This is a genomic window from Paenibacillus melissococcoides (genome assembly GCA_944800085.1).
Lineage (GTDB): Bacteria > Bacillota > Bacilli > Paenibacillales > Paenibacillaceae > Paenibacillus_B > Paenibacillus_B melissococcoides.
Genome location: CALYLO010000002.1, coordinates 546,434 through 571,136, shown reverse-complemented (window position 1 = coordinate 571,136; position 24,703 = coordinate 546,434). Strand labels below are relative to the sequence as shown.

General features: G+C 44.9%; 19 protein-coding genes and 1 pseudogene. 6 read left to right on the top strand and 14 right to left on the bottom strand.

Features of this window, described 5'->3' with window-relative positions; translation table 11 throughout:
- Positions 1-429: 429 nt before the first annotated feature.
- The 3 genes from OCY70_RS10820 to OCY70_RS10810 form a co-directional block, all read right to left on the bottom strand.
- The gene (locus tag OCY70_RS10820) at positions 430-1,911 is read right to left on the bottom strand and encodes an IS5 family transposase (RefSeq protein WP_261944843.1); all 1,482 of its coding nucleotides are present in this window, start codon (positions 1,909-1,911) and stop codon (positions 430-432) included.
- Positions 1,912-2,030: 119 nt separating this feature from the next.
- Positions 2,031-2,321 (bottom strand): hypothetical protein, encoded by a 291-nt coding sequence (locus OCY70_RS10815; protein WP_213430801.1) that lies wholly within the window; start codon positions 2,319-2,321, stop codon positions 2,031-2,033.
- Between the two features lie 14 nt (positions 2,322-2,335).
- Complete coding sequence (locus OCY70_RS10810; protein WP_213430800.1) at positions 2,336-3,184, bottom strand: polymorphic toxin-type HINT domain-containing protein; 849 nt, start codon at positions 3,182-3,184, stop codon at positions 2,336-2,338.
- A gap of 823 nt (positions 3,185-4,007) precedes the next feature.
- Between OCY70_RS10810 and OCY70_RS10805 the strand changes: the two genes are divergently transcribed.
- The gene (locus OCY70_RS10805; protein ID WP_213430799.1) at positions 4,008-4,826 is read left to right on the top strand and encodes a hypothetical protein; all 819 of its coding nucleotides are present in this window, start codon (positions 4,008-4,010) and stop codon (positions 4,824-4,826) included.
- A gap of 54 nt (positions 4,827-4,880) precedes the next feature.
- Here OCY70_RS10805 and OCY70_RS10800 read toward each other — a convergent pair whose 3' ends face one another.
- Positions 4,881-6,146, bottom strand: coding sequence for a Kelch repeat-containing protein (locus OCY70_RS10800; protein ID WP_213430798.1), 1,266 nt, complete (start codon positions 6,144-6,146; stop codon positions 4,881-4,883).
- A gap of 417 nt (positions 6,147-6,563) precedes the next feature.
- Here OCY70_RS10800 and OCY70_RS10795 point away from each other — a divergent pair, with 417 nt between their 5' ends.
- Positions 6,564-6,827, top strand: coding sequence for a YolD-like family protein (locus tag OCY70_RS10795; protein WP_249725576.1), 264 nt, complete (start codon positions 6,564-6,566; stop codon positions 6,825-6,827).
- Positions 6,828-6,995: 168 nt separating this feature from the next.
- Here the strand turns inward: OCY70_RS10795 and OCY70_RS10790 are convergent, their stop codons facing one another.
- A complete protein-coding gene (locus tag OCY70_RS10790; RefSeq protein WP_213430797.1) occupies positions 6,996-7,514 on the bottom strand; it encodes a hypothetical protein in 519 nt (172 codons plus the stop codon).
- Between the two features lie 135 nt (positions 7,515-7,649).
- Positions 7,650-8,618, bottom strand: a complete 969-nt coding sequence (locus OCY70_RS10785; protein ID WP_213430796.1) for a LacI family DNA-binding transcriptional regulator — start codon at positions 8,616-8,618, stop codon at positions 7,650-7,652.
- 128 nt (positions 8,619-8,746) lie between these two features.
- Between OCY70_RS10785 and OCY70_RS10780 the strand changes: the two genes are divergently transcribed.
- The 3 genes from OCY70_RS10780 (at position 8,747) to OCY70_RS10770 (ending at position 12,765) form a co-directional block, all read left to right on the top strand.
- A complete protein-coding gene (locus tag OCY70_RS10780; RefSeq protein ID WP_261944842.1) occupies positions 8,747-10,180 on the top strand; it encodes a glycoside hydrolase family 1 protein in 1,434 nt (477 codons plus the stop codon).
- 132 nt (positions 10,181-10,312) lie between these two features.
- Positions 10,313-11,221, top strand: coding sequence for a helix-turn-helix domain-containing protein (locus OCY70_RS10775; RefSeq protein ID WP_249725575.1), 909 nt, complete (start codon positions 10,313-10,315; stop codon positions 11,219-11,221).
- Positions 11,222-11,421: 200 nt separating this feature from the next.
- On the top strand, positions 11,422-12,765 hold the full coding sequence (locus tag OCY70_RS10770) for a PTS transporter subunit EIIC (protein ID WP_213430794.1): 1,344 nt from the start codon (positions 11,422-11,424) through the stop codon (positions 12,763-12,765).
- Between the two features lie 403 nt (positions 12,766-13,168).
- Here the strand turns inward: OCY70_RS10770 and OCY70_RS10765 are convergent, their stop codons facing one another.
- A complete protein-coding gene (locus OCY70_RS10765; RefSeq protein WP_249725574.1) occupies positions 13,169-13,834 on the bottom strand; it encodes an AAA family ATPase in 666 nt (221 codons plus the stop codon).
- 203 nt (positions 13,835-14,037) lie between these two features.
- On the opposite strand from OCY70_RS10765, the pseudogene OCY70_RS10760 reads away from it, so the two are divergent.
- Positions 14,038-15,629: pseudogene (locus tag OCY70_RS10760) on the top strand (IS5 family transposase).
- Here the strand turns inward: OCY70_RS10760 and OCY70_RS10755 are convergent.
- The 7 genes from OCY70_RS10755 to OCY70_RS10725 all read right to left on the bottom strand — a co-directional run bounded on the left by OCY70_RS10755 (position 15,592) and on the right by OCY70_RS10725 (position 24,701).
- Positions 15,592-16,527, bottom strand: a complete 936-nt coding sequence (locus OCY70_RS10755; RefSeq protein WP_213431329.1) for a hypothetical protein — start codon at positions 16,525-16,527, stop codon at positions 15,592-15,594. The pseudogene OCY70_RS10760 and the gene OCY70_RS10755 sit on opposite strands and share 38 nt — an antisense overlap.
- An 813-nt stretch (positions 16,528-17,340) precedes the next feature.
- Positions 17,341-18,504, bottom strand: coding sequence for an IS256 family transposase (locus OCY70_RS10750; protein WP_213431328.1), 1,164 nt, complete (start codon positions 18,502-18,504; stop codon positions 17,341-17,343).
- Between the two features lie 375 nt (positions 18,505-18,879).
- The gene (locus OCY70_RS10745) at positions 18,880-19,233 is read right to left on the bottom strand and encodes a hypothetical protein (RefSeq protein ID WP_213431327.1); all 354 of its coding nucleotides are present in this window, start codon (positions 19,231-19,233) and stop codon (positions 18,880-18,882) included.
- A 231-nt stretch (positions 19,234-19,464) separates the two neighbouring features.
- The gene (locus OCY70_RS10740) at positions 19,465-20,670 is read right to left on the bottom strand and encodes an IS4 family transposase (RefSeq protein WP_261944490.1); all 1,206 of its coding nucleotides are present in this window, start codon (positions 20,668-20,670) and stop codon (positions 19,465-19,467) included.
- Between the two features lie 152 nt (positions 20,671-20,822).
- A complete protein-coding gene (locus tag OCY70_RS10735) occupies positions 20,823-23,597 on the bottom strand; it encodes a zincin-like metallopeptidase toxin domain-containing protein (RefSeq protein WP_213426969.1) in 2,775 nt (924 codons plus the stop codon).
- An 18-nt stretch (positions 23,598-23,615) separates the two neighbouring features.
- Positions 23,616-24,044 (bottom strand): DUF4280 domain-containing protein, encoded by a 429-nt coding sequence (locus OCY70_RS10730; RefSeq protein WP_249724660.1) that lies wholly within the window; start codon positions 24,042-24,044, stop codon positions 23,616-23,618.
- 132 nt (positions 24,045-24,176) lie between these two features.
- A complete protein-coding gene (locus OCY70_RS10725; RefSeq protein WP_261944841.1) occupies positions 24,177-24,701 on the bottom strand; it encodes a hypothetical protein in 525 nt (174 codons plus the stop codon).
- Positions 24,702-24,703 lie beyond the last annotated feature (2 nt).

Genomic DNA, 24,703 nt, shown 5'->3' with positions numbered 1-24,703 from the left:
CCTGCAAGCTTGATACCGCCATTGTTCGGTATAGCGTATTTCCTAACATGTAATTGTACTTTACGCCACTTGCCCCAACATTCATTGGTCAACATGTTTCCATGAGGTAGGCATTTAGATTCTTACATTCGGAGTTTCGTCAGTTCCCCTTTGAACATTCTCACCATAGGCAATTTTTCAGCCGTCCGGCATATCAGTAAGCATACCTTCCTTGATTGGTGGCTCCAGCTTCCTTCTGCCGACTTCACCTAGCTTCATACCTCATGCCCTGCCGAACAAGACGCATGTAGGAGTCTCAACGGAACAGTTTTGGAAAACATGGATTCCTCATTCCTGTTCTCGGATAGAAAGTTAGACTTTTCTTTATAAAGTCCTTGCTTTTCCTGAAGTTATTCAGTTATAGCAAAACAAGTCGCACACATATTGCCTTTAGGCCCACAGAGGCTGACGGCACAGATTCAGCAGCAGTCTGAAAATCGGCAAAAAGAGAACGCGCAGCTTGCGTTCGAGATTCATAACAAGCAGTTGCAGGGCAATGACCGTTTCGCTTGTCTCTCGAAGGCGTGCTCGAATACGCCCCAGTCCGTAGGAGCGTTTGCCTTCTCCGAATTTTCCTTCGATTGCGTTACGCATTGAAGCATCCTGTCTGGCCTGGTTCCGATCAGGTTCCGCTTCTTTCTTCGGACGTCCTAAGTTTGGACCACTCAGACGGATGCCGTGCTCCTTACAATAGCGAAGGTTCTCCCGGTTTCGGTAGATTTGGTCGGCTAGAATGGCTTCCGGATAACACCCATATCGCTGGACGAACGACTCCACGGAAGCTTTCAGTGTCATGCTTTCGTTGAAGTTATCCCAGGACAGCTTCTCCATTCGAGCGTAACCATCCACCAGACTGATCGCCAGCTTTGCCCCAAACTCGACGGGAGCATTCACTTTCCCGCGTACAATCGGCCGTACATGCGGTTGGGAAAGACTGACGATTCGATCTTCCACCGAGTGTGTCCGTTTGTCGTACATCTCTTGTTGTTGACGATACAGCTCGGAAATGACGAGCAATTGCCGATACTGCTGCGAACCCAGTTGATTCAAGCTGCTTTTCGCTGCCAGCATTTCGATGATGCGAAGATTACGCGAAACATAACGAAGCTGTTTGCCAACCGCTTTCCGGATGGATTTGGCACCCGTTCGCCGTTTCTTGGCGATCTCGAGGTAGCGTTTGCGGGCGGTTTGACGATACGTTCTCGGTTTCTTGGCCTTCCCGACGAAAGGCTCGTGCAGAACATCGATGATCGCTTCGAGTTTTTCCCGCGCCTCGTTCAATAATTTCAAATCGGTCGGATACGAGATGTCGGCCGGTGCGCAGGTCGCGTCGAGCATCAAGGTGCCTTTGTTGCATGGTTTCTCTTTGCTTTTGCCGTCTTCATTAACGGATGTTCCATCAGAGCCATGGCCGCTGCCTGGAGGATCTTGAGGATCGTTCTTGTTTTGTTCCTGCTTCTTTCGCTCTGCGTCCTCTTCCAAAATCCAATCGTTGATTCGTTCAATGACATCCGCACCCAATCGCTTGCGGAAATGGGTCAACAGCGAGTGATGGAATGGAGGCTTATCTTGGAACGCCGGCAGCCCAAGGAAGTACTGGTAGTACGGATTTTCGGTGATCTGCTGGACCGTCTCTCGATCATCGAGCTGCATACGTTCCTGAATGTACAGCGCTCCCAAAGCCATACGAACAGACAAAGGGATCTGACCGCGCATTGATTTCTTGAACGACTTCGCGTAGAGTTCTTCTGCCCGCCACCACGGGATGATAGCGGCCAGTTGAACCCAACGGTTCTCCTTATTTAATTTACCGCCAAACGGCAAGTAGAAATCTTCGAACAACTGAAGCTGGCTTTCGGTTCTACGATACATGTCGGCTCACTCCACGTGCACGATTTTTTGCAAGAAATTCGCATTTTCCTTGCATTTTATTTCGAGTTAGAGTCCAGAAATCCTTGTAAAACCTTTGAAAAATGATTGTTCAGCAAGCCCTAAATAGCCCTCTCTTTGTGCCATGGTTTTGTTTCATCTTCTCTCCATGCAATCCAACCTACGGGTAAATCGGAGATTTCAGTTATGGAAGGGTGGAACTCCACGATTTCTTCTAGTGCAACTAACATCGCAGAATCCATATCGACATCATTACCACTATGGAATTGCCACATCCCATCATCAGCATCATGGGATACAAAAAGAATCTCCTTTTTCTTTTCTATTACATCTCGTGTTGTTAAGACCATTGTATTCGGCAAATCTACAAAACCATTTTTCTTACTGACCATAATGATTTACCTCGCTACTTATTTGATTTCTTTCGATTTTCTTCTCTTGATAAGACTTGGGCATTTGAATAACTGTTAGAGCCGCCTTTACTTTTTGGATAAATATGATCGATTTGAACTTCATTTGATGGCGGCGTAACACCTTTCTGGCTTTTTTGTGCAGGTACTAACTCTTTCCCCGAATAGTCAGATTTTATTACACCTCCATTTTTATTTTTGTTCTCCTCAATAATTTTTTGCTTTTGGGTCTTAGTAAAATTCTTTCCAGGTCCTACACTCTTTGAATCAGGTATCTTGGAGTAAGGAGTTTTTACTGAGCTTCCGCCTCCTCCAGAAGGTGCCCTCGCCGGGATATTTCTGATTCCTCCGGCTCCACAATTATGGGTCCAAATTTCCAACTCTGTTACAAAATAATTATGTACTCCTTCGACACGGAAGTTATAAACAGTCGTGCTGTCGTTCTTAATCTCGATACGATCAATCGGATAGAGTTTGCCTTCTGGATTTTGAAGCAGGTCACCTACCTTAAGGTGTCTTGCCTCTATCCAGCCTCGTCCAGGAATCCAGAACGGATGCTCTTCCGTCGTCGTTATTGTTATTCCTTTGACTGTAATTTGGTATGTCTCGTTTGCTTGCCGTTGGAACAATTCAACAACCTGATTATATCCTGTAAGTTCATCCTTCGTCAGTACAAAATCACCGATGCGGATCTCCTCAATCGGCTTGAAGCCTGAAGTCGTTTGTACAGGCGTGCCAGCAGAGAAGCAATTTAAATTGCAATTAGCGATGGATAAAGCAGAAGTAAAGGGAATGCTTGTGAATGAAAGGATAAAAAATAACATCAAAGAAATAATTTTTTTCATGTTCTTCTCCTTTTTTGCAAAAATTTAATCGGGTACTGCGTTCAGGATTGGTTACGGAATGCTGTCGTCCATACACTTTCTGTCCATGCTCTGGTTGAGATCAAGCAAACGGACAATAATCATTTCTTTCCCTCCTTAGCTCGTCACACAGCAAAGTTATCTATAAAAGGTGCTGGATGACGGATGGAATCTGTATTTGTCAAAAAATGACGTTTTTGAGTATAACAAAAATGGTGATTAATGTATTTAATATTTTGTGATAATTACCCAATCAGTGGGATTTCGAATTACATGGGAAAAAGGTGCCGTGTAATTTGGAATCAGCAGACCAAAACGGCATCAATCAATGGCGTGCCTGTACAGAGAGAGTTGATCGGCAGGAACGTATATGCCTATATTCGAGCGACCCGAGTAAAGTAGGACGGTAAACAATGAAAGGTAAGAATTCAGTTTTGATATGGTGTATTATGTAAAGGTAACCTTCGACGGATATCAAGATCATATTCAGAGAAGAGGCTAATAAAATTTTTAAACTCAGAAATGGAGGCGAATGGGAATATGACAACGATTGCGTTCATTGCTGCAAGCTTGATAGTATTTTACTTAATTGTAGGGGTTACAGGTATTAAGATTGAAGACGAACTTATGTATATTCTTGTGTTAATTATAATCGGTATATTACTTGATATAAGCTATAAATTGTCATCAATAGTTCAGAAGAATATAAATAGAAAATAATGGTGAACGATTTTGGATTTCTCTTGACTATACCCTTCTAGTATTTTACATTTGAGTTGCTTGTACAATATTGGGAGGTGCTGTTATGAGTAAAACGTCAAAACTGCTTACTGTTTCACTGCTGTGCTTTTCTTTGATTATTGCGACATTCGGAAATCAAAGCGCATCTGCACACTCAAGTGAAGAGTTAGTTCCTCCATTATTAAATGCTTTACAACAGAGTGAAGATGAAGTGAACAATCATCTTATCAAAATGGGTTTTAATGACAACGAAGTCGAAAAGCTCCCCCTTGAAATGAAGCAAGATATTGTAAGTAAAGGTGGAGTAAAGAAAGAAGTAATCAAAACAGACTCCAAAGTGATACATAAAGATCAAAATGGAAACGAACTGACAGTCACCCCATTCTACTCAGATAGTATGTTTGAGTTAACAGGATACGCAGTAAAAACAGCAAGTTACACAACAGAAAATGAATACGATATTTATGTAAATTACACTTGGAAAAAGCAGCCTTTAGCTGTGTTTACGGATACTGTTGCTATATCGTGGCAATCTCAAGGCACACCAATTGCTGGTACAGCATATTCAAGACATACCTTAGCCTGTTATCATGGAGGGGCTCATACTACCCATTTAACTAATGAAATGAATAATAGCTCTAATCTGAGTGGAACTGGATGGGATGTTGATCTTATTTATTTATCCGATGACGACTGGCAGTATGGTTATGGTAAGCAAACCATTCGGGTTGGTAAGAGCTATGAAGGAACAACTGGAGCATTTCAAGTAGGTTATGCTCACAGAAATTTGCCAGGGACGGTTAGCATTAGTTTTGGGCCTGCTAGTATCGACTTTGGTGGTTTTTCGGAAGAAGTCTTCGATAGATATAACTTCACTTACTAAAATAAAAGTATATCAAAAGAGCCGTTGAGGAAGGAATCCCACGGCTCTTTTGAACTATTTTATAGAGTATTCATTTACTTCAAACGTGAGGATGTTGTTGAAGATGACATAATCCGTTCGTTTGCTAAATGGTCCCTTATTATTGTTATGCTTATCAATTGCATATTTGGAAGGGCCTGATCCTGCGTCCTTTGCATCGTACCATACGATGAAGGCATTAACCTCATCCATGCTGAGGTCAAATTCTCTTTCCAAGCCTGTGGTCATCGTTACGACAAGTATTGCTCTATCGCCTTTAGGTTGTTCGGGCTCTTCTGGTTGTTGTGGCTCTTCAGGATCCGGACTTTCAATCGTGTACATTTCAACTGTACTTAGTATTCCGTCCTCCTTCCCAGTTGTTCCACCGATTACGTAGATATTATTATTTATAGCAGAAGAAAGGTTTTGTGTTCTAGGAAAGGTTAAATTATCAAAATTGGTTAATGTGTTGGTTTTCGGGTCATAAATTTCTACGGAAGACAAGATACCATTGGCTCCGTTACTGGAACCGCCTAAAATATATGCCTTATCATTAACAACAGATACCCCCATTCCGTTTCTGGGCATCGTACTCTCATTTTTTTTAAGCCATGAATCTGTTTCTGGGTCATATTCTAAAATTGATCCATGTGTAGAAGAAAAATCCCACCCACCAAAAACATATATTTTTCCGCCAATCTCTACAGAAGCTATACCGTTAGCAGGCAAAGGCATATCCGTTTTTCTTGTCCATGTATCTGTAGAAGTATCATAGCACTCTGTGTTCTTTAGTGCTCCATTCGAGTTTCCACCGCCAAAGACATAAATCTTATCCCCGATTGCAGTGGCTGGGGCCCAAGATCTTGCTGTGGGCATATTAGCGACTGTCGACCATTCATCTGTTTGAGTGTCATACACCTCTACAATGTTAGTACGTTCTACTTTTCCGTTTTTATCAAGATAACCACCAATTACGTATATCTTATTATTTACAACTGCAGTTGTTAATCCTGCTCGAGCTGTCGGCATGTTCTTCTTTTCTGTCCAAGTATCTGTTGTAGGATCATACATGTAAGTCGTGTTATGTTTCGTGCCAGAATAAGCTTCTTTTCCGCCTGATGATCCGCCAAAGACGTATATATACCCGTTTACGGTTGCAGTGGCCGCCCCTGCTCTTGGTTCGGGTAAATCACTTTTACGTACCCACTTTCCAGACTCTTCAGAAGCAAAAGTTTGAACAGGGCTGAAGAGGACGCCAATTAAAAGTAAGACTGCAAAGACCAAAGATACTCTTTTCTTCAATCTAAAACCCCTTTACAAGTAGTATTGCTACTAAGTGACTTTACTTAATAAGCAGTAGCTTGTCTAAACATTAAGTCCTATAAATTGAAATAATGTAAAGTTCGTTGTGATTTATTTTTCATTTCAGGTTATTTCCATTGATAATCGAACATGCATTCGCATACACTGTTATTGAGAGCAAACAAACGTTCGAGGGGTGATGATCATGAGGCTGGAGCAATGTATCGGCCGAACTGTTGAAATCATATACGAGGACCGGAACGGAGATTACGCAGCGGCGGATCGTCGTCCGCCGCATTCGCGACGGCGTGCTGCACGCAACATGCCTGACAGCGGGGGCATGGCGGCCGTATAGAAACTCTCGAACAATGGCTTATGGGAATCCAGCCGTATGATGCTACCTCAGCATAAACAGGCTTGATCGCTCATCAGGAGAATCAAAATCGACGCGAGCGGCCACAACTGGATGAACAGGAGTGGGAAGGTATCAATAGCCACCTGCAACGTTCGATGATGGAGGGCGAAGAAATAACGCTTAATGTTTATGACCCGTTTGATAAAAGAGTTGTGAGGGGGACTGTAGTCGATATTGATATGTTAGGCCAGCGTGTCCGAATCCGAACGGAAAACGAAGAAAGGCACTGGATTAGGGCGGAGGACATATTGGGGGTGATTGATTAATGAAGTGAGTTACAGCAGGCGATTATATAACCATTATGCCCCATTCTAATTTTGGGGCATAACTCTTACTTGTCTGATAATTTTGCATCTTCAAGTTTTCTTTCCATGATGATTCTATCCACAACCTCTTTATGCATACTAAGAAATTTCTTCTGAGATTGTGCAATACTATGCGTCTTCATGGATACGAGTACAAGACACAATGTGGCTGTAAACATATAGCCAATAGGTCCGTAATGTAGGTGAGTAGCTGCTGCGCTCGACTGACCTGCAGGGTCGTAAAATCCACCTGTGCTTCTCCTGGTGGTGCTCCAACCGTTCGCAGGTTTTAGCGCGTTCGAGATCCATTTCGTTTTTTCGCTTCCGGACATAGGCCAAAACGGTTCGTTGTCCGCCTGTAAACTGGTGTTCCTCTCTCAGCCGCTGGTAGATCCGTATCCCGGTATGCCGCTGTTTCCGGGGAAGCAGGCGATCTTCCTCCAGCCATGTGTCCACGATCTCCATATATGGCCCCATAACCGGGCTTTTACTCTTTCTTCTACCAATCGAGTCGTTCCCGTTGGACTGATCTGCGTACTTCTTCGCGGTTCTCCAGTGAATGCCCATCTGTCTGGCGATGTCACGGATCGAGCACCCTTCTGCTTCGCGTAAAAATCTGATATCGTGTTGTTGAGGCATTTTCAGCATCCTTCCAATCTCCTTCGTCAAGTTCTAGACAAACCTAACGATAGGAGGAATTTAAGGGGCTGACAAGTGCCTTTTTTGCATTCAACTTGAGCATTTTTACGCTGCAATTCTAGGCATTTTTAGTATGCAATACGTTCAGGTTGTTTGACGCTCAACAAGCTGAAAGCTTAACTTTGACTGTTCCAAGGATTCCCCTCCAATTTGATTCCATAAATGGTAGAAGGCATTCCATGCTTGCTCCTTGATTGGATTATGAATGGTCGTTATCCCCAGAGAGGCGGACAATTCGGTATCGTCAAAGCCAATAATGGCTAACTGCTCCGGGATGTCCAGGTTTTGGCGGCGAGCTTCATTCAAAATGCCTGCGGCCACGTAATCATTAGAGCAGAGGATTGCCTCGGGAACCTCTTGCATAGCGGAGAGAGAACGCCAGGCTTCCTCGCCGTCAAGCATGCCATACACTTCATACCGATACCAATCGGCTCTGACCGGCAAGCCCTGTTGCTTCATGGTCGATTCATACGCCAGCCTTCGACTTCTGGTGTTCAAACTGCCGGATCTGCCAAAAATATTCGCAATGCGCGTAAATCCTTTGGCCAGCAAGTGCTCCAGACCAAGCCTGTAGCCTTCGCCTTGATCCATTGATATGGAAGGAATCTGCCCTTTACGCATGCGTTGCCAAGAAATGATCGGCCCATAGCGACCGTAAGCGGATAGTTTCCCGGGATCATTCACGCAGGTAACAATCAATAAGCCGTCTACCCGCTTGCTCCGCAGATCTTCGAAGGCCTGCATCTCTTTGGCTTTATCCCCTTGAGAAGTATAGATAATCGTCTGGAATCCATAACGCAAAGCAGCTTCTATAAAATGGTTCAAAAAGGAAATGGTAATCTCAATAAGGGATACGATGACAATCCCGATTTGATTGGTTCGGCCTATCGACAGCGCTACAGCATTCCGGTTGGGGGCGTAGTCAAGCTGTTTCATGATTTGTAAAATTTTTTCTCGCGTCTCTTTGTTTACATTTGGCGAATTATTGATGACTCTTGACACCGTGGCCCTGGAATAGCCGGAGAGTAACATGATCTGTTCAAACTTTGACATGTAAGTTTCCCTTTCTAAAAAATTAAAGTTGACATGTAACCCGTTCCAACACTTATGATTTATTTGATTTAAGTCAAGGCTTTTATCTAGTGTACCATAAAATCTATAGATGGAACGGAGTGTAGCATATGAACAAGAGCAGCGGGATCGAGATCAATTTCCCACAAGACTTTCTGTGGGGAGGGGCTGTCGCGGCCAACCAACTGGAGGGCGCCTATAACGAAGACGGCAAAGGATTATCTACGCAGGACGTGAGCCCCAAAGGACTTGCCGGCCCGATAACGGAAGCTCCGACACCTGACAATCTGAAGCTGGCAGGGATTTATTTTTATCACCGTTACAAGGAAGATATCAAGATGTTCGCGGAAATGGGTTTTAAAGTGTTTCGCACTTCCATCGCTTGGTCGCGGATTTTTCCAAAAGGCGATGAGGCGGAACCGAACGAAAAAGGGCTGCAATTTTACGATGATTTGTTCGATGAATGCCTGAAATACGGGATTGAGCCGCTAGTGACTTTATCCCACTATGAAACCCCTTTGCATCTTGCGAAAGAATACAATGGCTGGGTTAACCGGAAGCTGGTGGACTTCTATAAACACTATGTCGCCACGGTATTTCATCGTTACAAAGGAAAAGTGAAATACTGGCTAACCTTTAATGAGATCAACTCCATTCTGGAGGCTCCGTTTATGAGCGGAGGCATTTATACACCGAAAGACAAACTCAGCAAACAGGATTTGTATCAAGCCGTTCACCACGAGCTCGTGGCCAGTGCGGCGGCGGTCAAGCTCTGCCATGAGATTGATCCGCAGGCCAAAATCGGCTGCATGATTCTAAGTATGCCTGCCTATCCGCTGACGCCGCATCCGGATGACGTTATTAAAGTGATGGAGTTCGAACATCAGAACTATTTCTTCGGGGATGTACATGCAAGAGGCGTATATCCGGGATACATGAAGCGTTACTTTAGAGAGAACGGGATCGAAATCAAATTTGAGCCCGGCGATGAAGAAACTTTGCTTCATACCGTTGATTTTATCTCATTTAGCTACTATATGAGCGTTTGCCAGACGGCTGATCCGGAGAAAAACGTAGCCGGTCAGGGAAATTTGTTCGGTGGGGTGCCCAACCCTTATCTGCCATCCAGCGAATGGGGCTGGCAAATTGATCCTCAAGGACTGCGTGTAGTCTTGAACGCTTTCTATGACCGTTATCAAAAGCCGCTGTTTATCGTTGAAAACGGACTGGGCGCGGTTGATGAGCTGATTGTAAACGAAGCCGGAGAAAAAACGGTGGAAGACGACTACCGCATTCAGTATTTGAACGATCACCTCGTTCAGGTTGCGGAGGCCGTTGCAGATGGCGTGGAAGTGATGGGGTATACGACCTGGGGCTGTATTGACCTTGTCAGCGCTTCGACGGCTCAGCTCAAGAAGCGATACGGCTTTATTTATGTAGACCGTCATGATGATGGCTCCGGCACGTTTGAGCGTTATCGCAAAAAATCTTTTTATTGGTACAAGGAGGTTATTGCCACAAACGGAAAAAGCCTAAAGCGTTGAGGCATTAGCAAAAGGCGATTAAGTTGGTTGGAACAGGCTTGTAAATTGCTCCTGCGGCGATTTGTGAGCCTTTTTCAATTGTCAGGCTAGGGGTACAGGGAAATGACCGATAATAGGATGGGGGGCGATATCATGATGAATTACAAGCATGAACTTATTACAAGAGATGAAAATCTGCCTATTAAAATCATCGTTCGTAGCACGAACAACAGAAAATTTATACCAAGACATTGGCATAATAGTGTAGAAATTTTATATGTACTCTCCGGAAGAGTTGATAAAATCTTTGTAGATGGCACTGAACATACAGCCAACCAAGGCGATATCGTCGTCATTAATTCGAATGCCACTCATTCTTTTTCTCTGGACCCGGGAAAGGAACGGAAGGATGTTACGATTTTAATTCCTTACGATTTTTTAAAGGCTAATTTTTACAACATGGATCAATATGCATTTGATTGTATCTCAATCAATGAAAAGAATGAACAAAAAATCATGCAATTTAATCAGATGAGGAAGAATTTAGACGAAATCGTAAGTGCCTTCATAAATAAAGAAAGTGATCATCTGGCTCCTATAAAAATAACAAGCTTATCTTATGAGTTGATATACATTTTGCTCACCTATTTTAAAAAAGAAAAAAAGTACGTTGGTGTCATTAAGTCAACTAAATATTTGGAACGGCTAACGCGGATCACAAATTTTATAAAAGAAAATTATAAGCAGAAGCTATCCATTGATATCATTTCCTCGGAATTTGGGTTATCGCCAACCTATCTTTCACGCCTTTTTATGAAATATATTGGAACGACTGTCTTTGATTATATAAACGCTATTCGACTTGAACGATCTTATCATTTTCTCATGAACACGGATCTATCCATATTGCAAATTGCATTGGAAAACGGTTTTCCAAACGAGAAATCATTTAATAGAGTCTTTAAAGCTGCGTATCATGTCACTCCCAGCCAGTATCGTAAAATGAACAAGAGACGAGAAGGAAAGCTTCAAGCGTATAAGAAAAATGCAGATAACGTTTAAACTGACGAAAAACAGAGAAGAATAATAACAGTGCAGTCCTATTCCTTCAAAGTGCAGAAGGCCTCTTAGTTTTGTCTTAGTCCCGAAAAAAGTTCAGTATTTGACCGGAATTTAGCTAAGAAAGGGTAGGAAATGTGAAAATGAATTCCTTAATATTATGTATGTAAACGCTTTAGGAAATCATCTTTGAGGAGGAAGACATGAACTACAGAAGCTTTGCCAGAGATGTAGTCAAATTACTCGGAGGGAAACAAAATATATCCAGTCTTGTACATTGTGCAACGCGGTTACGCTTTAATTTGCATGATTCTGCAAAAACAGATAAGCCGGCGATCGAAAAATTGGAGGGCGTTCTGGGTGTTGTTGAAAGCGGTGGACAATTTCAAGTTATCGTAGGAAAACATGTAGAGGACGCTTATAAAGAAATAGAAAAAATGATCAGCTCAACTGAAACTGCTGAGCCGGTAGATGAAACCAAGGATTCCCTGGGAAACCGAATTTTCGAAGTCATCTCCCGCAGCTTTTCGCCATTGTTGGGAGCCCTGGCCGGAGCCGGGATGTTGAAAGCGCTGTTAACGGTACTGACAATGGTTGGATGGTTATCTACAGAGAGCGGCACCTATTTTATTCTGTCTGCTGCTGGAAATGCCGTCTTTTATTTTCTTCCCATTTTCCTTGGGATTACACTGGCAACGAAGCTTGGGGCTAACCCATATGTTGGGGGTGCCATAGGCGCTGCACTGCTGGAGCCTAACTTTGCAGGATTATTAGAAAACATCGGTGACAGGTCTGATTTTTTAGGCATCCCTGTATTATTGATGGATTATTCATCTTCTGTTTTTCCGGTATTTATAGCAGTTTGTATTTATGCCGCTCTAAATAATTTACTGAAGAAGATCATTCATAGGGACCTGCATCTGTTTATGCTGCCGCTGCTTTCCTTGCTAATTATAGTACCTTTGACTGTATTAATATTTGGACCGTTCGGCATATATGTCGGAGATGCGATTGGTGCGGCAATCGGCTTCTTGAGCTCAAAAAGCGGGATATTAACAGGCGCTGTGATGGGGGCAGGATGGACTTTTTTGACATTGTTCGGCCTCCATTGGGGAGTTGTCCCTATTATGATTTCCAATATAGGCAGCGGTGGAGATCCGCTTACCGGAATGCTCGCTGCGGCTCCTTTTGCACAAATGGGGGTAGCACTTGGCATATTCTTAAAAACAAAAGACAAAAATCTAAAAACATTAGGCGGCTCCACATTATTGCCAGGCCTATTGTCCGGTGTAACGGAGCCAATTATTTATGGGTTGATGGTCCGTTTTAAGCGAACGATTATTTATGTCGTTATCGCCGGTGCCGTTGGGGGGGCAATTAACGGTTTCTTTGGAGCAAAAGCCACCGCATTCGGATTCCCAAGCGTTTTGACAATCCCTGTTTTTACACCTATGGGGTTATATGTTATTGGTGTGGCGGCAGCTTTTGTCGGTGCAACTCTTCTTACGGTCTTATTGGGATATGAAGATAGAGGAGGCAATCGGTAAGGTAGAAGAAAGCATTCGGGGTGAATACCGTATCAAGAGCTGTTGAGGAAGGAATCCCACGGCTCTTGTTTTGTTATTTAAACATAAAAGGAATTACCTTTGCCACTACATTTTGAATCAATTATCGAGATTGGCGAATGCTTCGATTTCTTCTCGGGGCAATGCAATCTCTGTAATACTGTCTTGCTTTGTAATCATTTTATTCAGCACATTTCTTTCATCAAGTCGATTTCTATTTTCATGAAAATTCTTACTTGGGTTACTCCACGGCCAACCTTACATTCTGAATAATTTCGTTACATCCCAATGATAGCCTCTTGCTGAGATTTAAAAGAGCTATGGTATTCATTTTTTCACCCTTCTAATCTAAAAAATCAACGTTAGGGGAAGATATATTATATTTTTATACCATATCTCTTGTTGATAAAAACTTTCTGATAGTCTTAAAAGAGCAATTAGAAGCATTTACTTTACGCCTAAGATTATCAACAGCCGGATTTGTGTTAGCTAAGTATAGCTTTTTCTTGTCGTTGAAGAAATTTGATATATGGTTAATCAATGTAGATTTACCTGTTCCGGCAGAACCATAAATCAAAGCTACACGGGAGTTTACAAACATTTGCTTTAAAGCAGATTTTTTCTCATCACAATCAATATCATAAGGAGTTGACTGTAACCAGAATTCAACTGAATTTACGTAATTGTCAATACCAGATGAAGAAATCTCCCTAAGCTTTCTAATAATTTCAACACTATCTTCAGCGTAACCATTTATATAGATGTGGTCTTTATAGGTTTCCAATCTTCGATTAGTATGTGTATAATATAGAGCGCTATTATATTTCTGTAAAAGAACATCAATATCACCAAATCCTTCAATATCTTTTTTTGATGTGAACAATACTCCATTCTTTTCTGTATTGTTTTTAACTAACCGTGCAAGAAGTTCATGTTCTCGACCTGAAGGCTTTATAGATTCAAACAAATTTAAGATTTTTGGATTGTGATTTTTCAATGACGTATTGAACGGCATGTCATCAAATGGAATACAGCCATAGTCCAAATACAAATATGATAATCTCCTACAGGACTTGTGCCATTGCTGCTGCTTTAAAACTTTATTATTTAATTTATAAATCAAATATCTAATTAGGGCTTGCTGAACAATCATTTTTCTAAGGTTTTACAAGGATTTCTGGACTCTAATTCGAAATAAAATGCAAGGAAAATGCGAATTTCTTGCAAAAAATCGTGCACGTGGAGTGAACCAACATGTATCGTAGAACCGAAAGCCAGCTTCAGTTGTTCGAAGATTTCTACTTGCCGTTTGGCGGTAAATTAAATAAGGAGAACCGTTGGGTTCAACTGGCCGCTATCATCCCGTGGTGGCGGGCAGAAGAACTCTACGCGAAGTCGTTCAAGAAATCAATGCGCGGCCAGATCCCCTTGTCTGTTCGTATGGCTTTGGGAGCGCTGTACATTCAGGAACGTATGCAACTCGATGATCGAGAGACGGTCCAGCAGATCACCGAAAATCCGTACTACCAGTACTTCCTTGGGCTGCCGGCGTTCCAAGATAAGCCTCCGTTCCATCACTCGCTGTTGACCCATTTCCGCAAGCGATTGGGTGCGGATGTCATTGAACGAATCAACGATTGGATTTTGGAAGAGGACGCAGAGCGAAAGAAGCAGGAACAAAACAAGAGCGATCCTCAAGATCCTCCAGGCAGCGGCCATGGCTCTGATGGAACATCCGTTAATGAAGACGGCAAAAGCAAAGAGAAACCATGCAACAAAGGCACCTTGATGCTCGACGCGACCTGCGCACCGGCCGACATCTCGTATCCGACCGATTTGAAATTATTGAACGAGGCGCGGGAAAAACTCGAAGCGATCATCGATGTTCTGCACGAGCCTTTCGTCGGGAAGGCCAAGAAACCGAGAACGTATCGTCAAACCGCCCGCAAACGCTACCTCGAGATCGCCAAGAAACGGCGAACGGGTGCCAAATCCATCCGGAAAGCGGTTGGCAAACAGCTTCGTTATGTTTCGCGTAATCTTCGCATCATCGAAATGCTGGCAGCGAAAAGCAGCTTGAATCAACTGGGTTCGCAGCAGTATCGGCAATTGCTCGTCATTTCCGAGCTGTATCGTCAACAACAAGAGATGTACGACAAACGGACACACTCGGTGGAAGATCGAATCGTCAGTCTTTCCCAACCGCATGTACGGCCGATTGTCCGCGGGAAAGTGAATGCTCTCGTCGAGTTTGGGGCAAAGCTGGCGATCAGTCTGGTGGACGGTTACGCTCGAATGGAGAAGCTGTCCTGGGATAACTTCAACGAAAGCATGACACTGAAAGCTTCCGTGGAGTCGTTCGTCCAGCGATATGGGTGTTATCCGGAAGCCATTCTAGCCGACCAAATCTACCGAAACCGGGAGAACCTTCGCTATTGTAAGGAGCACGGCATCCGTCTGAGTGGTCCAAACTTAGGACGTCCGAAGAAAGAAGCGGAACCAGAACGGAACCAGGCCAGACAGGATGCTTCAACGCGTAACGCGATCGAAGGAAATTCGGAGAAGGCAAACGCTCCTACGGACTGGGGCGTATTCGAGCACGCCTTCGAGAGACAAGCGAAACGGTCATTGCCCTGCAACTGCTTGTTATGAATCTCGAACGCAAGCTGCGCGTTCTCTTTTTGCCGATTTTCAGACTGCTGCTGAATCTGTGCCGTCAGCCTCTGTGGCCTAAAAGGCAATATGTTCAGCAAGCCCTAATTACATTACTGCCAGGACACTTACCTAATACCAGTTCACGACTTTTTTCTAAAATGCAAAAAAACGAAAATCTGTTACATTTCTAAATATTTGATTTTTTACATAAAAGAAGTACTCATCAGGAGAATCTATCAAGTCAACTAAACTCATACCCGTTTCAGTCAAAAAACGCATCAATTCCCGATATTCTGTCGTGCCACTATTAATTTTACGATGCCCTCCAAATATGTCAATAAACCTATTAAGTTCGCATGGACGTATCGACACTTCCCATCCATCAATAATCTGAATAGGCATTATCTTCCCCATTATATTAATGGTATCATTTCTTACAGAAAGCCTGACAGCGTAATTGTGTGTAATATCCAGTTTAGTAAAGGCAATTACTCTATCGAATTTGCTTGCCTTATCATTAGCAGCAGTGAAAGTCACCTCATAGTATATATTCTGATTAACAAAAATCGGTTTAACTTTTTGAATATAATATCTATCGTTATAAGAACTTCTGGTTATATTTGTTTGGGCTTGATTTATTCTATCAGCTATTTTTTCATAGTACTCCGATAGATTATGGTCAGTGTTAAGGGGGAAATTTTCTATATTTTCGAGTACATCTAAATTATATGTATTTTTTAGAAAGATCTTTATTTTCAGCAAATACTCGTAGTACTTTAGCATGAGTCTTTCTGACTTTCCCTCATCAAGAGTATAATGGGATGCTGAAATCTGTAACAAATCGTGAAATTTACTTAAAAATCTGTAGCTTCCTTTTGATTTTATATGTTCGAGAGATTTCGTAATATTGGGATATATAAGTTCAATATCGTTTCCGTTTCCATATATTTTTACTGCAATTGCTTCAACGAAGTTTCTGAGCTGCGATAGAATGTTTTGGGATAATAATCCTCTTTCAGAGTAATCAAATTTAGCTATATTTTTGCATATACTTTCATTTAGTACTAATATATCTAAATTGATTTTCATCAATATATTCTCCTCCAATATGTATTCCATATTAATCTCTTATGCAGCTATGTCTGAGTATAGGACGACAATTTATCCTTCCTACAAGCAGGTGTCTGGTATTTGAGGGTTTAGATAATGTTGGTCTGTGCATTCATTTGCAAGTGTGGGTTGGACGTGACTCCCCAGTAGCCCCCAGCTTAGATCTTAATTCTTATGGGCTTATATGGGCTTCGTAATTTTCTTTTGTTCAATTGCTTGCTTTTTTTGGTTAAATCCCCACTCCTAATATCATCTTGTTCCTGAACAATAGGTTTGAATCTTTTACGAAGAAAATCGATCCACTCAGTTCACCTAGTCACTTTTCATTATACCGGTCTAATCATAACAAATTTTGTCGAATTTCGTTGTCGACAGCTTATTTTTTCGTAACTACTTGTAATTTCTACATACTTGAAATGTAAGCGTCAAACTGAGCCCACCTTTTCATAAGCGATCAATCCCGTCACAATGAATCCATCACGTCCACGAAAGGATGGTTTCTGAATTGGAAACCAATTTGCAAGCAATTTGGAGTGAACATATTACTGCCTATCAGGCCAGTGGTCAAACGATGAAAGCTTGGTGAACGGAGCAGAATGTAACCGTTCATCAGTTGAAATATTGGCTCTACAAAGCCCAGAGAAAAGGACGTGCAGCTTCCGCGCTCCGGGTCTGTCAAGAATTTTGTGTAAACTCTTTTTATAGAACCCTTCCCCCGAGGGGGAGAGTCGCCCCTTACGGCAAACGCTGTCCAATTCGATCCGGATAGAAGACGGAGAGCTGGAGGAGGATTTATCCCCAGTTCTGCACGCGCCCCGTCCATTTGCGATTCAAATCCATCGTCGCAAGATACAGCATCTTCAGCAACGCTTCGTCCGTCGTAAAGATGCTCTTGCCCTTGGTCACTTTACGTAATTGCCGGTGGTAACTCTCAATCATGTTCGTCGTGTAGATGAGCTTGCGGATCTCCGGCGGGTATTTGAAGAATGTCGCGAGCTCGTCCCAGTTACTGCGCCATGAGCGGACAATAAGCGGGTACTTGCCGCCCCAGACTTCCTCGAAGCGATCCAGTTCTACCAGCGCCGCATCCTCCGTTGCCGCTTTGTAGATGGGCTTCAAATCGGCAGTGACTTTCTTCAAATCCTTGTAGGAGACGTAGCGCGTTGAATTGCGGATCTGGTGAATGATGCACTTCTGAATCTCCGTCTTCGGATAGCAGGCCGTAATGGCTTGGGAGAAGCCGGTCAGATTGTCGACACAGGTGATGAGGATGTCCTGGACGCCGCGGTTTTTAAGATCGTTCAGTACGCTCAGCCCAAATTTGGCCGATTCGTTCTCGCCAATCCACATGCCCAGGACGTCTTTGTTCCCATCCAGATCGATGCCGATCACCATGTAGGCGGCCTTGTTCACGATGGCGCCATCCTGCTTAACCTTGAAGTGAATGGCGTCGAGGAACACGACCGCGTACACGCCTTGCAGCGGGCGATTCTGCCACTCCTTGATAAGCGGCACAATCTTGTTCGTCACGTTGGAGATCATCGTTGGCGAGACCTCTACGCCATATAGATGATTCATATGCTCCTGAATATCTCGCGTGCTGACGCCTTTAGCGTACATAGCGAGGATTTGGTCTTCGATGCCGGTAACGTTCGACTGTTGTTTCTTGACGATGACCGGCTCGAACTCGCCGTTGCGATCGCGCGGCACTTGGATGTCGACTTCGCCATACTCGCTGATGATCGTTTTCTTGAATTTGCCGTTGCGGCTATTACTCGTGACTTTGTTCTTGACGTCGTGCTTCTCGTAACCCAGTTCTGTGTCGCGTTCGGCCTCCAGCATGGACTGCAGCGTTTCTGCAAACAGCTCTTTCAAGGCCGACCGTACATCATCCATGGTCTTCAGGTTATTTTCTTTGACGAACGCCTTCACCTGTTCTTTGCTAAATCGCGCCACTTATGTTATCCTCTCGAACCAACCTTTCTCTTAGTTTAATCGATTTGCGTTTGATAGTTTACACAGAATATTTTACAGACTCGTTCCTTTCGTCCTATCTATCGCTCTATGTGCGTACAAAGTTGCAGTCATATTTGAAAAAAACGCAAGAAAACGAAGATAACAAAAAACAGGTCGTTTATGGTGGTATCTGACCATAATTGACCTGTTTCGTTTAACGCTATTACGTTAAATAGGGATACTTTTTCCAGACATTCTGTACGTACATCTTAATTTATGAAAATATCATACAGGTAAAACAAAGGTTATGTTGGTAATGATGATGGTAAGGATTTCATTCGGCACTGGGTAGTCCCCAAAAGAAATAAGTACTTATTACTCAATCTCATCGTCATTAAAAATGGCTTCAAACTCCTCATCAGTATAATCTCTATTACTTGATAGATGATAACGATGAGGTATCCCGTTATGGTCTAGAACATGATCTACAACACCTTCCTCATCAGAAATAACAAAAGTAATTTCATCATCACCTTCATATTTCTTCGGTGTTATATCTGCTAAAACGAGCCACGCACTTCCTTTAATTCTATAAAATTCACTATAAAATCTTACTGACCTTTCTATATCTTCATGTATGACTCCATATATATTATGCTTTTTCTGATACTCTTTTGCAATTTGAATAGCTTGGCTTGCGGTTATGTTCGTTTTCTTTTCTTCCCTCACTATTTCTCAAATCCTTTCCAATCAGGTAGCGGCCATTGTCCATTTCTAATAAAGAAAATCACTAGCGTTGCATAGAACCTGACATGAAGAAGACTTTAAACTCCAGATACGGAACTAATAATCATTATTTATATATATTTACAGTTTCTTTTTTCCTAGCAAAGCCAAAAGTCGATCTCCTACTAAACCATAGGAACATGTTACCATCAAATGTTAATATGCCATTATTACCTATTTAATCACCACTTTAACGGTCTTACATTGCTTTGGGTGTTTTCGTGGTCGACCACCCTTTCGTTTCTTCCGCCTGCCCTTCGAGTGCTTGGTTGGTTTGCGGTGCAGTGCCATCAAAAATTGATCCCACGTTTTATTCATATAGACCCGAAGCAGCTTTAGAAATGACCATAGCGTTTGAGTGGTGTCAGCCTCCTTCCGGACCAACATGACTAAACCATATGCGATGAAGGCTAAAAAAATCTGGTTCCATACTGCCTCTGGATGGAAACTGTACAAATGGACTAAGCTCATATGTTGCTTCATCCATTTAAAGAATAATTCAATCATCCAGCGGCGCCGATAAATCTCGCAGATTTGGGCTGCGGACTTATCCCAGACATTCGTAAGCACACGGTACTGGCGGTTCTTCTCATCGGTATACTCCACTAACCGGAGCTGGGCTTCTATCACATGGCCTTCTTCATCCTTGTAGCTCACGATCACGTCAGCATCACGCACCACAGGCGTCGTTTCATCGATCTCGTGCTCGCAGATGATCGCCGTCTTGTTGCTTTTCTTAATGCGTGCCACGAAGCGTAGATTATCATCCAGCCACTGCTTATAGTGACCATATGTGATGTACCCGCGATCCAAAACATGAATGGCATCTTTATCGATCACCAGATCCAAAGCCACTTCGCTGTCAGCAACGCCTCGTGTGGAACAAACAATGTTTTCGGGATAGACGGTATCCGGGTCGCAAACAGCAAGTTTGGTGTGGATCTTTACCCCGTTGCTGTGTTTGGAGCAGTAGGCCCATTTTCCAGCGACATCAGGGAGTGTAAGTACCGTTGAATCGACAATGCTCAGTTTCCCGATGCCGGGGATACCCTGCTTCGGATAAAGTTGTTGCAAACGTTGTGTCACTTGAATCCATAGCTGCTGCAACACCGGTAAAGGCAACGCTCTGAGTGTACGTACGAGTTGGGAAGCGCTAATGGATTTCAAGTGGATCGCCTGCTGCAGCTGTTCGTTCGCACGCAACGCGTTGCAGATATCTTCGAGGTCCGTGCGTTTATTCAATTGAGCATCAATGAGTAGTTTGATCGCTCTCACGAGTGTAAACTTTCGTCGATAATTGAAGATTGGGAATTCGTCGTCCGAGAGCTGAATCAAATTTAGGCATTTACAAATGACGGTCTGATCTGGTATATTACCCATGGTCTTTTCTCCTTTTGGTGAGGGAATGGGTAACATGCCTATCCTTCAACATTAGGAGATTTTTTTATGAGTTACCAGATATAATCGATCAATAAATTGAAGAAAAAGTAATTAATGAGAAATATATTTTTCATGTCAGGTTTGGTGCAAGGCTAGTGAAAGAAAATATATCTTTGTGCTTCATATATCTCCTCAGCACTAAATTTTTCTTTATTTTTCATAATTTCATTATAAACATACTCTTCCCTTTCTGCTCTTGATTGTTTCAGATAATTTTCTTGTCCAAGTTCTCTAAATTGTTTTGCATGGTAGGATTCATGGAGAGCACTTAAAAGTGATGCGTCAGGTCTCAAGACCATTTGTCCAGTATATGGGTCAAAGCCCCCCGCAACGTTTCCAGGGAGAATTTTTCCCTTTTTGTCAAGAATAACTTTAATGCCGATATCATTCATGTCTTTCTTAAATTTCTTTAAATCTCGAATACTCATAATCCTTAACCCATCAGCTGTTAGACGAGTTTGACCACTAACGGGCATATTTTCCCATTCTTTATAATCAAAATCTCCCGTCCCCTTAGAACCCGGAGGCTTCCCATCAGAACCACCCGAACTGCTCTTCATTACATTATCAAGCTTACTCTTCAACCCTTCCAGGCTTTCCGTCAATTCCTTGCTCATGTTCTCGAAGAGATCGGATGCTTCATTCCCCATATGCGATGCACCCGCAAGTTGGTATCTGGGCGGGGGATTCAAGCTATTTCTCAGCTTCTCCAGTTGCTCTCTGGCATTGCTGCCAAGGTGGCTCAGATCTTTCTGTAACGCTTCCCCGAGCTCCTTTGCGAGTCCGGCCAGCCCTTTTTGTTCGTGTTCTACATAGATGCGGGCTAACGTGTTGCCGTTCTCGCTAAGGCCATCCATATAGTTGCTGAATTTTCGGGAAATGTCTCCTGCACTGTCCGAGATCCATCGGCTCGTAGTGCCGACCTGCTTCTTGATGAATCCGCCCACCGGCTTGAGCACCTTCGGATCAAGGAGTCCTGCGGTTCCAAAGCTTATCGCCGCATCGAACAACGTCGTTTTCCAGCTTAGTCCTTCCCCGTCCATCGCTTGTCTCATGAGGCTTTCGGCGGCCCCGACCATTCCTTGAAACGTCATTCGGCCACCGATGGAAGCCCAGATCCCGCCATAGGGACCAAATATGGCGCCGGATACGGCTCCTATCGTCGTATCTCGAAACGCATCCCACATATAAGCCGAAGTATCGCTGACTTCCCCCCGGCGGATGTCCGAGATCGCTTTTCCGGCTACGGCTGCGGTCCCGGATATGGCCGCCGTCGAAGCAACGGCTGCGATCACGACAGCACCGGCTCCCGCTGTAGCCACGGTGGCCACGGCGGCAACCGTGACCACCGCCACCACCGCTAATCCGGCCAACACATTGCCCCACAGCTTGCCCCAATCGAACTTCGGCGCTTCGCCCTCCTGCGGCTCATCCTCGTACGGCGCATACTCCGTCCGGTCTCGCCCCAGCACCTCGACATGCTCTCCGAGCAGATGATACTCGTTCTCGATCGAGAAGCCGCTCAGGGCGGTAAGCTTCTTGACGAGCACCTGGCTTTGTGCATGGATACGAATCCGCTTCGGGGTAAATAGCGAGATATCGTCTTTTGCATTCAGCAGCAGCTTCCGATGGCTTGTCATCGTGACGCCCGTCGCATCGTCAAAGCTGAGTTGAAGCGGTTCCTTGCTGCCGCTGACGACGTTGATCGCGGTCGGAGACAGTTCCAGCTCGCTGCCGTGCTCCGTGCCGAAGTAGCGGATATTCGGGTCTCCCGTCTTGGCGCAGCTATCCCCGTTCTTGCGCACGCACCCGGTCACCGCCGCGCCGCTTCCCGTGGCGTCGGGCAAGTACAAGGTCGCATGCGTCCCCACCTGCGGCATGCAGTACATGGCGTTGCCCGTTGGCGGAGCGAAAGGAAACCAATACGCCGCGGACGCGGCTTGTTCCTTGTCGATATCCAGACGAAGCTGAACCTGTTCGCCCTGGACGGCCAACACTTCGCCTTCCAGCGACAGGCCGGTCAGCCTCGGATTCACCAGCCGCTCCTGACGAATCCCCTCCCGCCGCGACAGCCGATAGGTATAGACGAACTGTCCCCGGTCCATCCGGGCCGACACCTCGCTGACCACCAGCCGCTTGTTGCGGAACATCACCTCGTCTCCGATCGCGTAACGCGCACCGCTGTCGATCTCGCAATGGTAGAAATCCGCCGGATGCAGGCCGGCTTCGTAGCCGCCCGCCCGTTGAAACGCCGCCAGGTCCCGGCGGGCGATATACGGGAGATCGCCGGGCAGCTCGCAGCTCCTTCCCTCCGGCATGCCGAACATAAACCTTGGTTTTGCCTCTACTATATCACACACGAGAACGGCATGAAAATGGCTGGCGAGCCGTGTCAACAGCTCCCAGTCCGTCTCGTCGTATTGGAAGATCGGCTCCCCGATGCTCGTCGTTTCGCCCGCGTAAGGGATGACATCGGAACCGGGATACGTCTGAATGATATCTTCCACGAGCTGGGCATAGGTCATCCCCGCATCCTGGAAGGAACGGCGCTTGCGCTTCAAGTCCATCAAATGGCTGCCTGACGCACCCTCTATCTGGATCGCATAGACCCCGTTCGTATGGGTGATGCGCACGTCGCTGACCGAACCTTTAAAAATCGCGCTCTCGCTTTGCCCATTTTTCTCGTACAAATGAATTTCGTCGTGCTCCGCAGCGTTCAAGACCGCTTTCACATGGTCGGTGTCCTCGACATAGCCCCGGACGACAAGCCGTCCGTGCTCGTTCGGCTTCCATGCCAGCCGTACATCCTCGATTCGTTGCAGCCGGTACGGCGATTGAATCCGGATGTGATCGAATCCTTTCATCATCGTCAGCCTCCGCTTGGATTACTCGTCGTGCTGCCCGTCGGTCAGGAAATAAATCACGCCGCCCCAGTTGCACACGAGCAAAGAATCGGTCGTCAGCGCCGGCTGACCTTCCACCTTCGTATTCTCCTTCGTGTAGACCCATGTCTCCAAAAATTCAGGCATACATGGCTTGCCCGCGATCGTTTCTCCATTCTCCGCAATAAAATACACGGTTTCACCGCTTGGATTACGTTCTCCCTGACAGGCTCCAAAATGCGGGATATTCTCATGCGGCTTGCAATCCGTCTCATTCATCATCGGCTTGCCGTTTACAAACGACCCATGGCTCCTGGGCAGATTGATCCGCCGCGGGTTGCTGCCGCAGGCGCATTGCATGCGTGCCCCTCTGACCACATACCTCGGCGGAGTCCCGGCCCCTTCCGGCGTCGTCATCTCCATATTCAACATGAATCCCCCCTCTCTATTGCTTCTCCCTGCTTGCATCATTTCGCATACCGGTGGAATAGGACAAGCGCTCATCTCCCACCCTCTGCGTGCTTCTGTCTTGTGCCCGGTTTTTCGGCCATCCGCTGCCCCGTCTTATTCCACAATCGCTTTCTCCAGCCGCACTCCGGTGAAATTCCGGCGCAAGATGCTCTCCGCAACGTCCAGACGAACCGCTACAAGGGGCGAATCGCTCTCCTGGACGCGGACGATCTTTTTGCCCTTTAGCTTCTCTTCCGCTAACACCGGCTTTTTGACGAAGCGCCTGTCGGGAGACCACTCGCTGCTCAGACTGAGTACCATGTCCTCCGGGAAGATTGGAAGGAAATAGCGTTTCTGCCGCTGCCCTTTCAGGTCGAGCAGCGGCGTAAATATAAACCACGCCTCCGGCTCATATATCGCAAGGAGACGTTTCAGATCCTCGGACACGAGATAAAGCTGCCGCTCCATCACATCGAGGAACTCGCTCTCCGGCCCTGCCGTCACGTAGAATACAATCGGGTCCGGAATCTTATGCGCGCTCCGCCATCGGATGTCTCTGCGATCGATTTTGCTTCGCACCTGCTCCAGCACCGGCACGTCCGTATGACGCTCATCTTGCTTCAACCAGAAATAGTCCATGT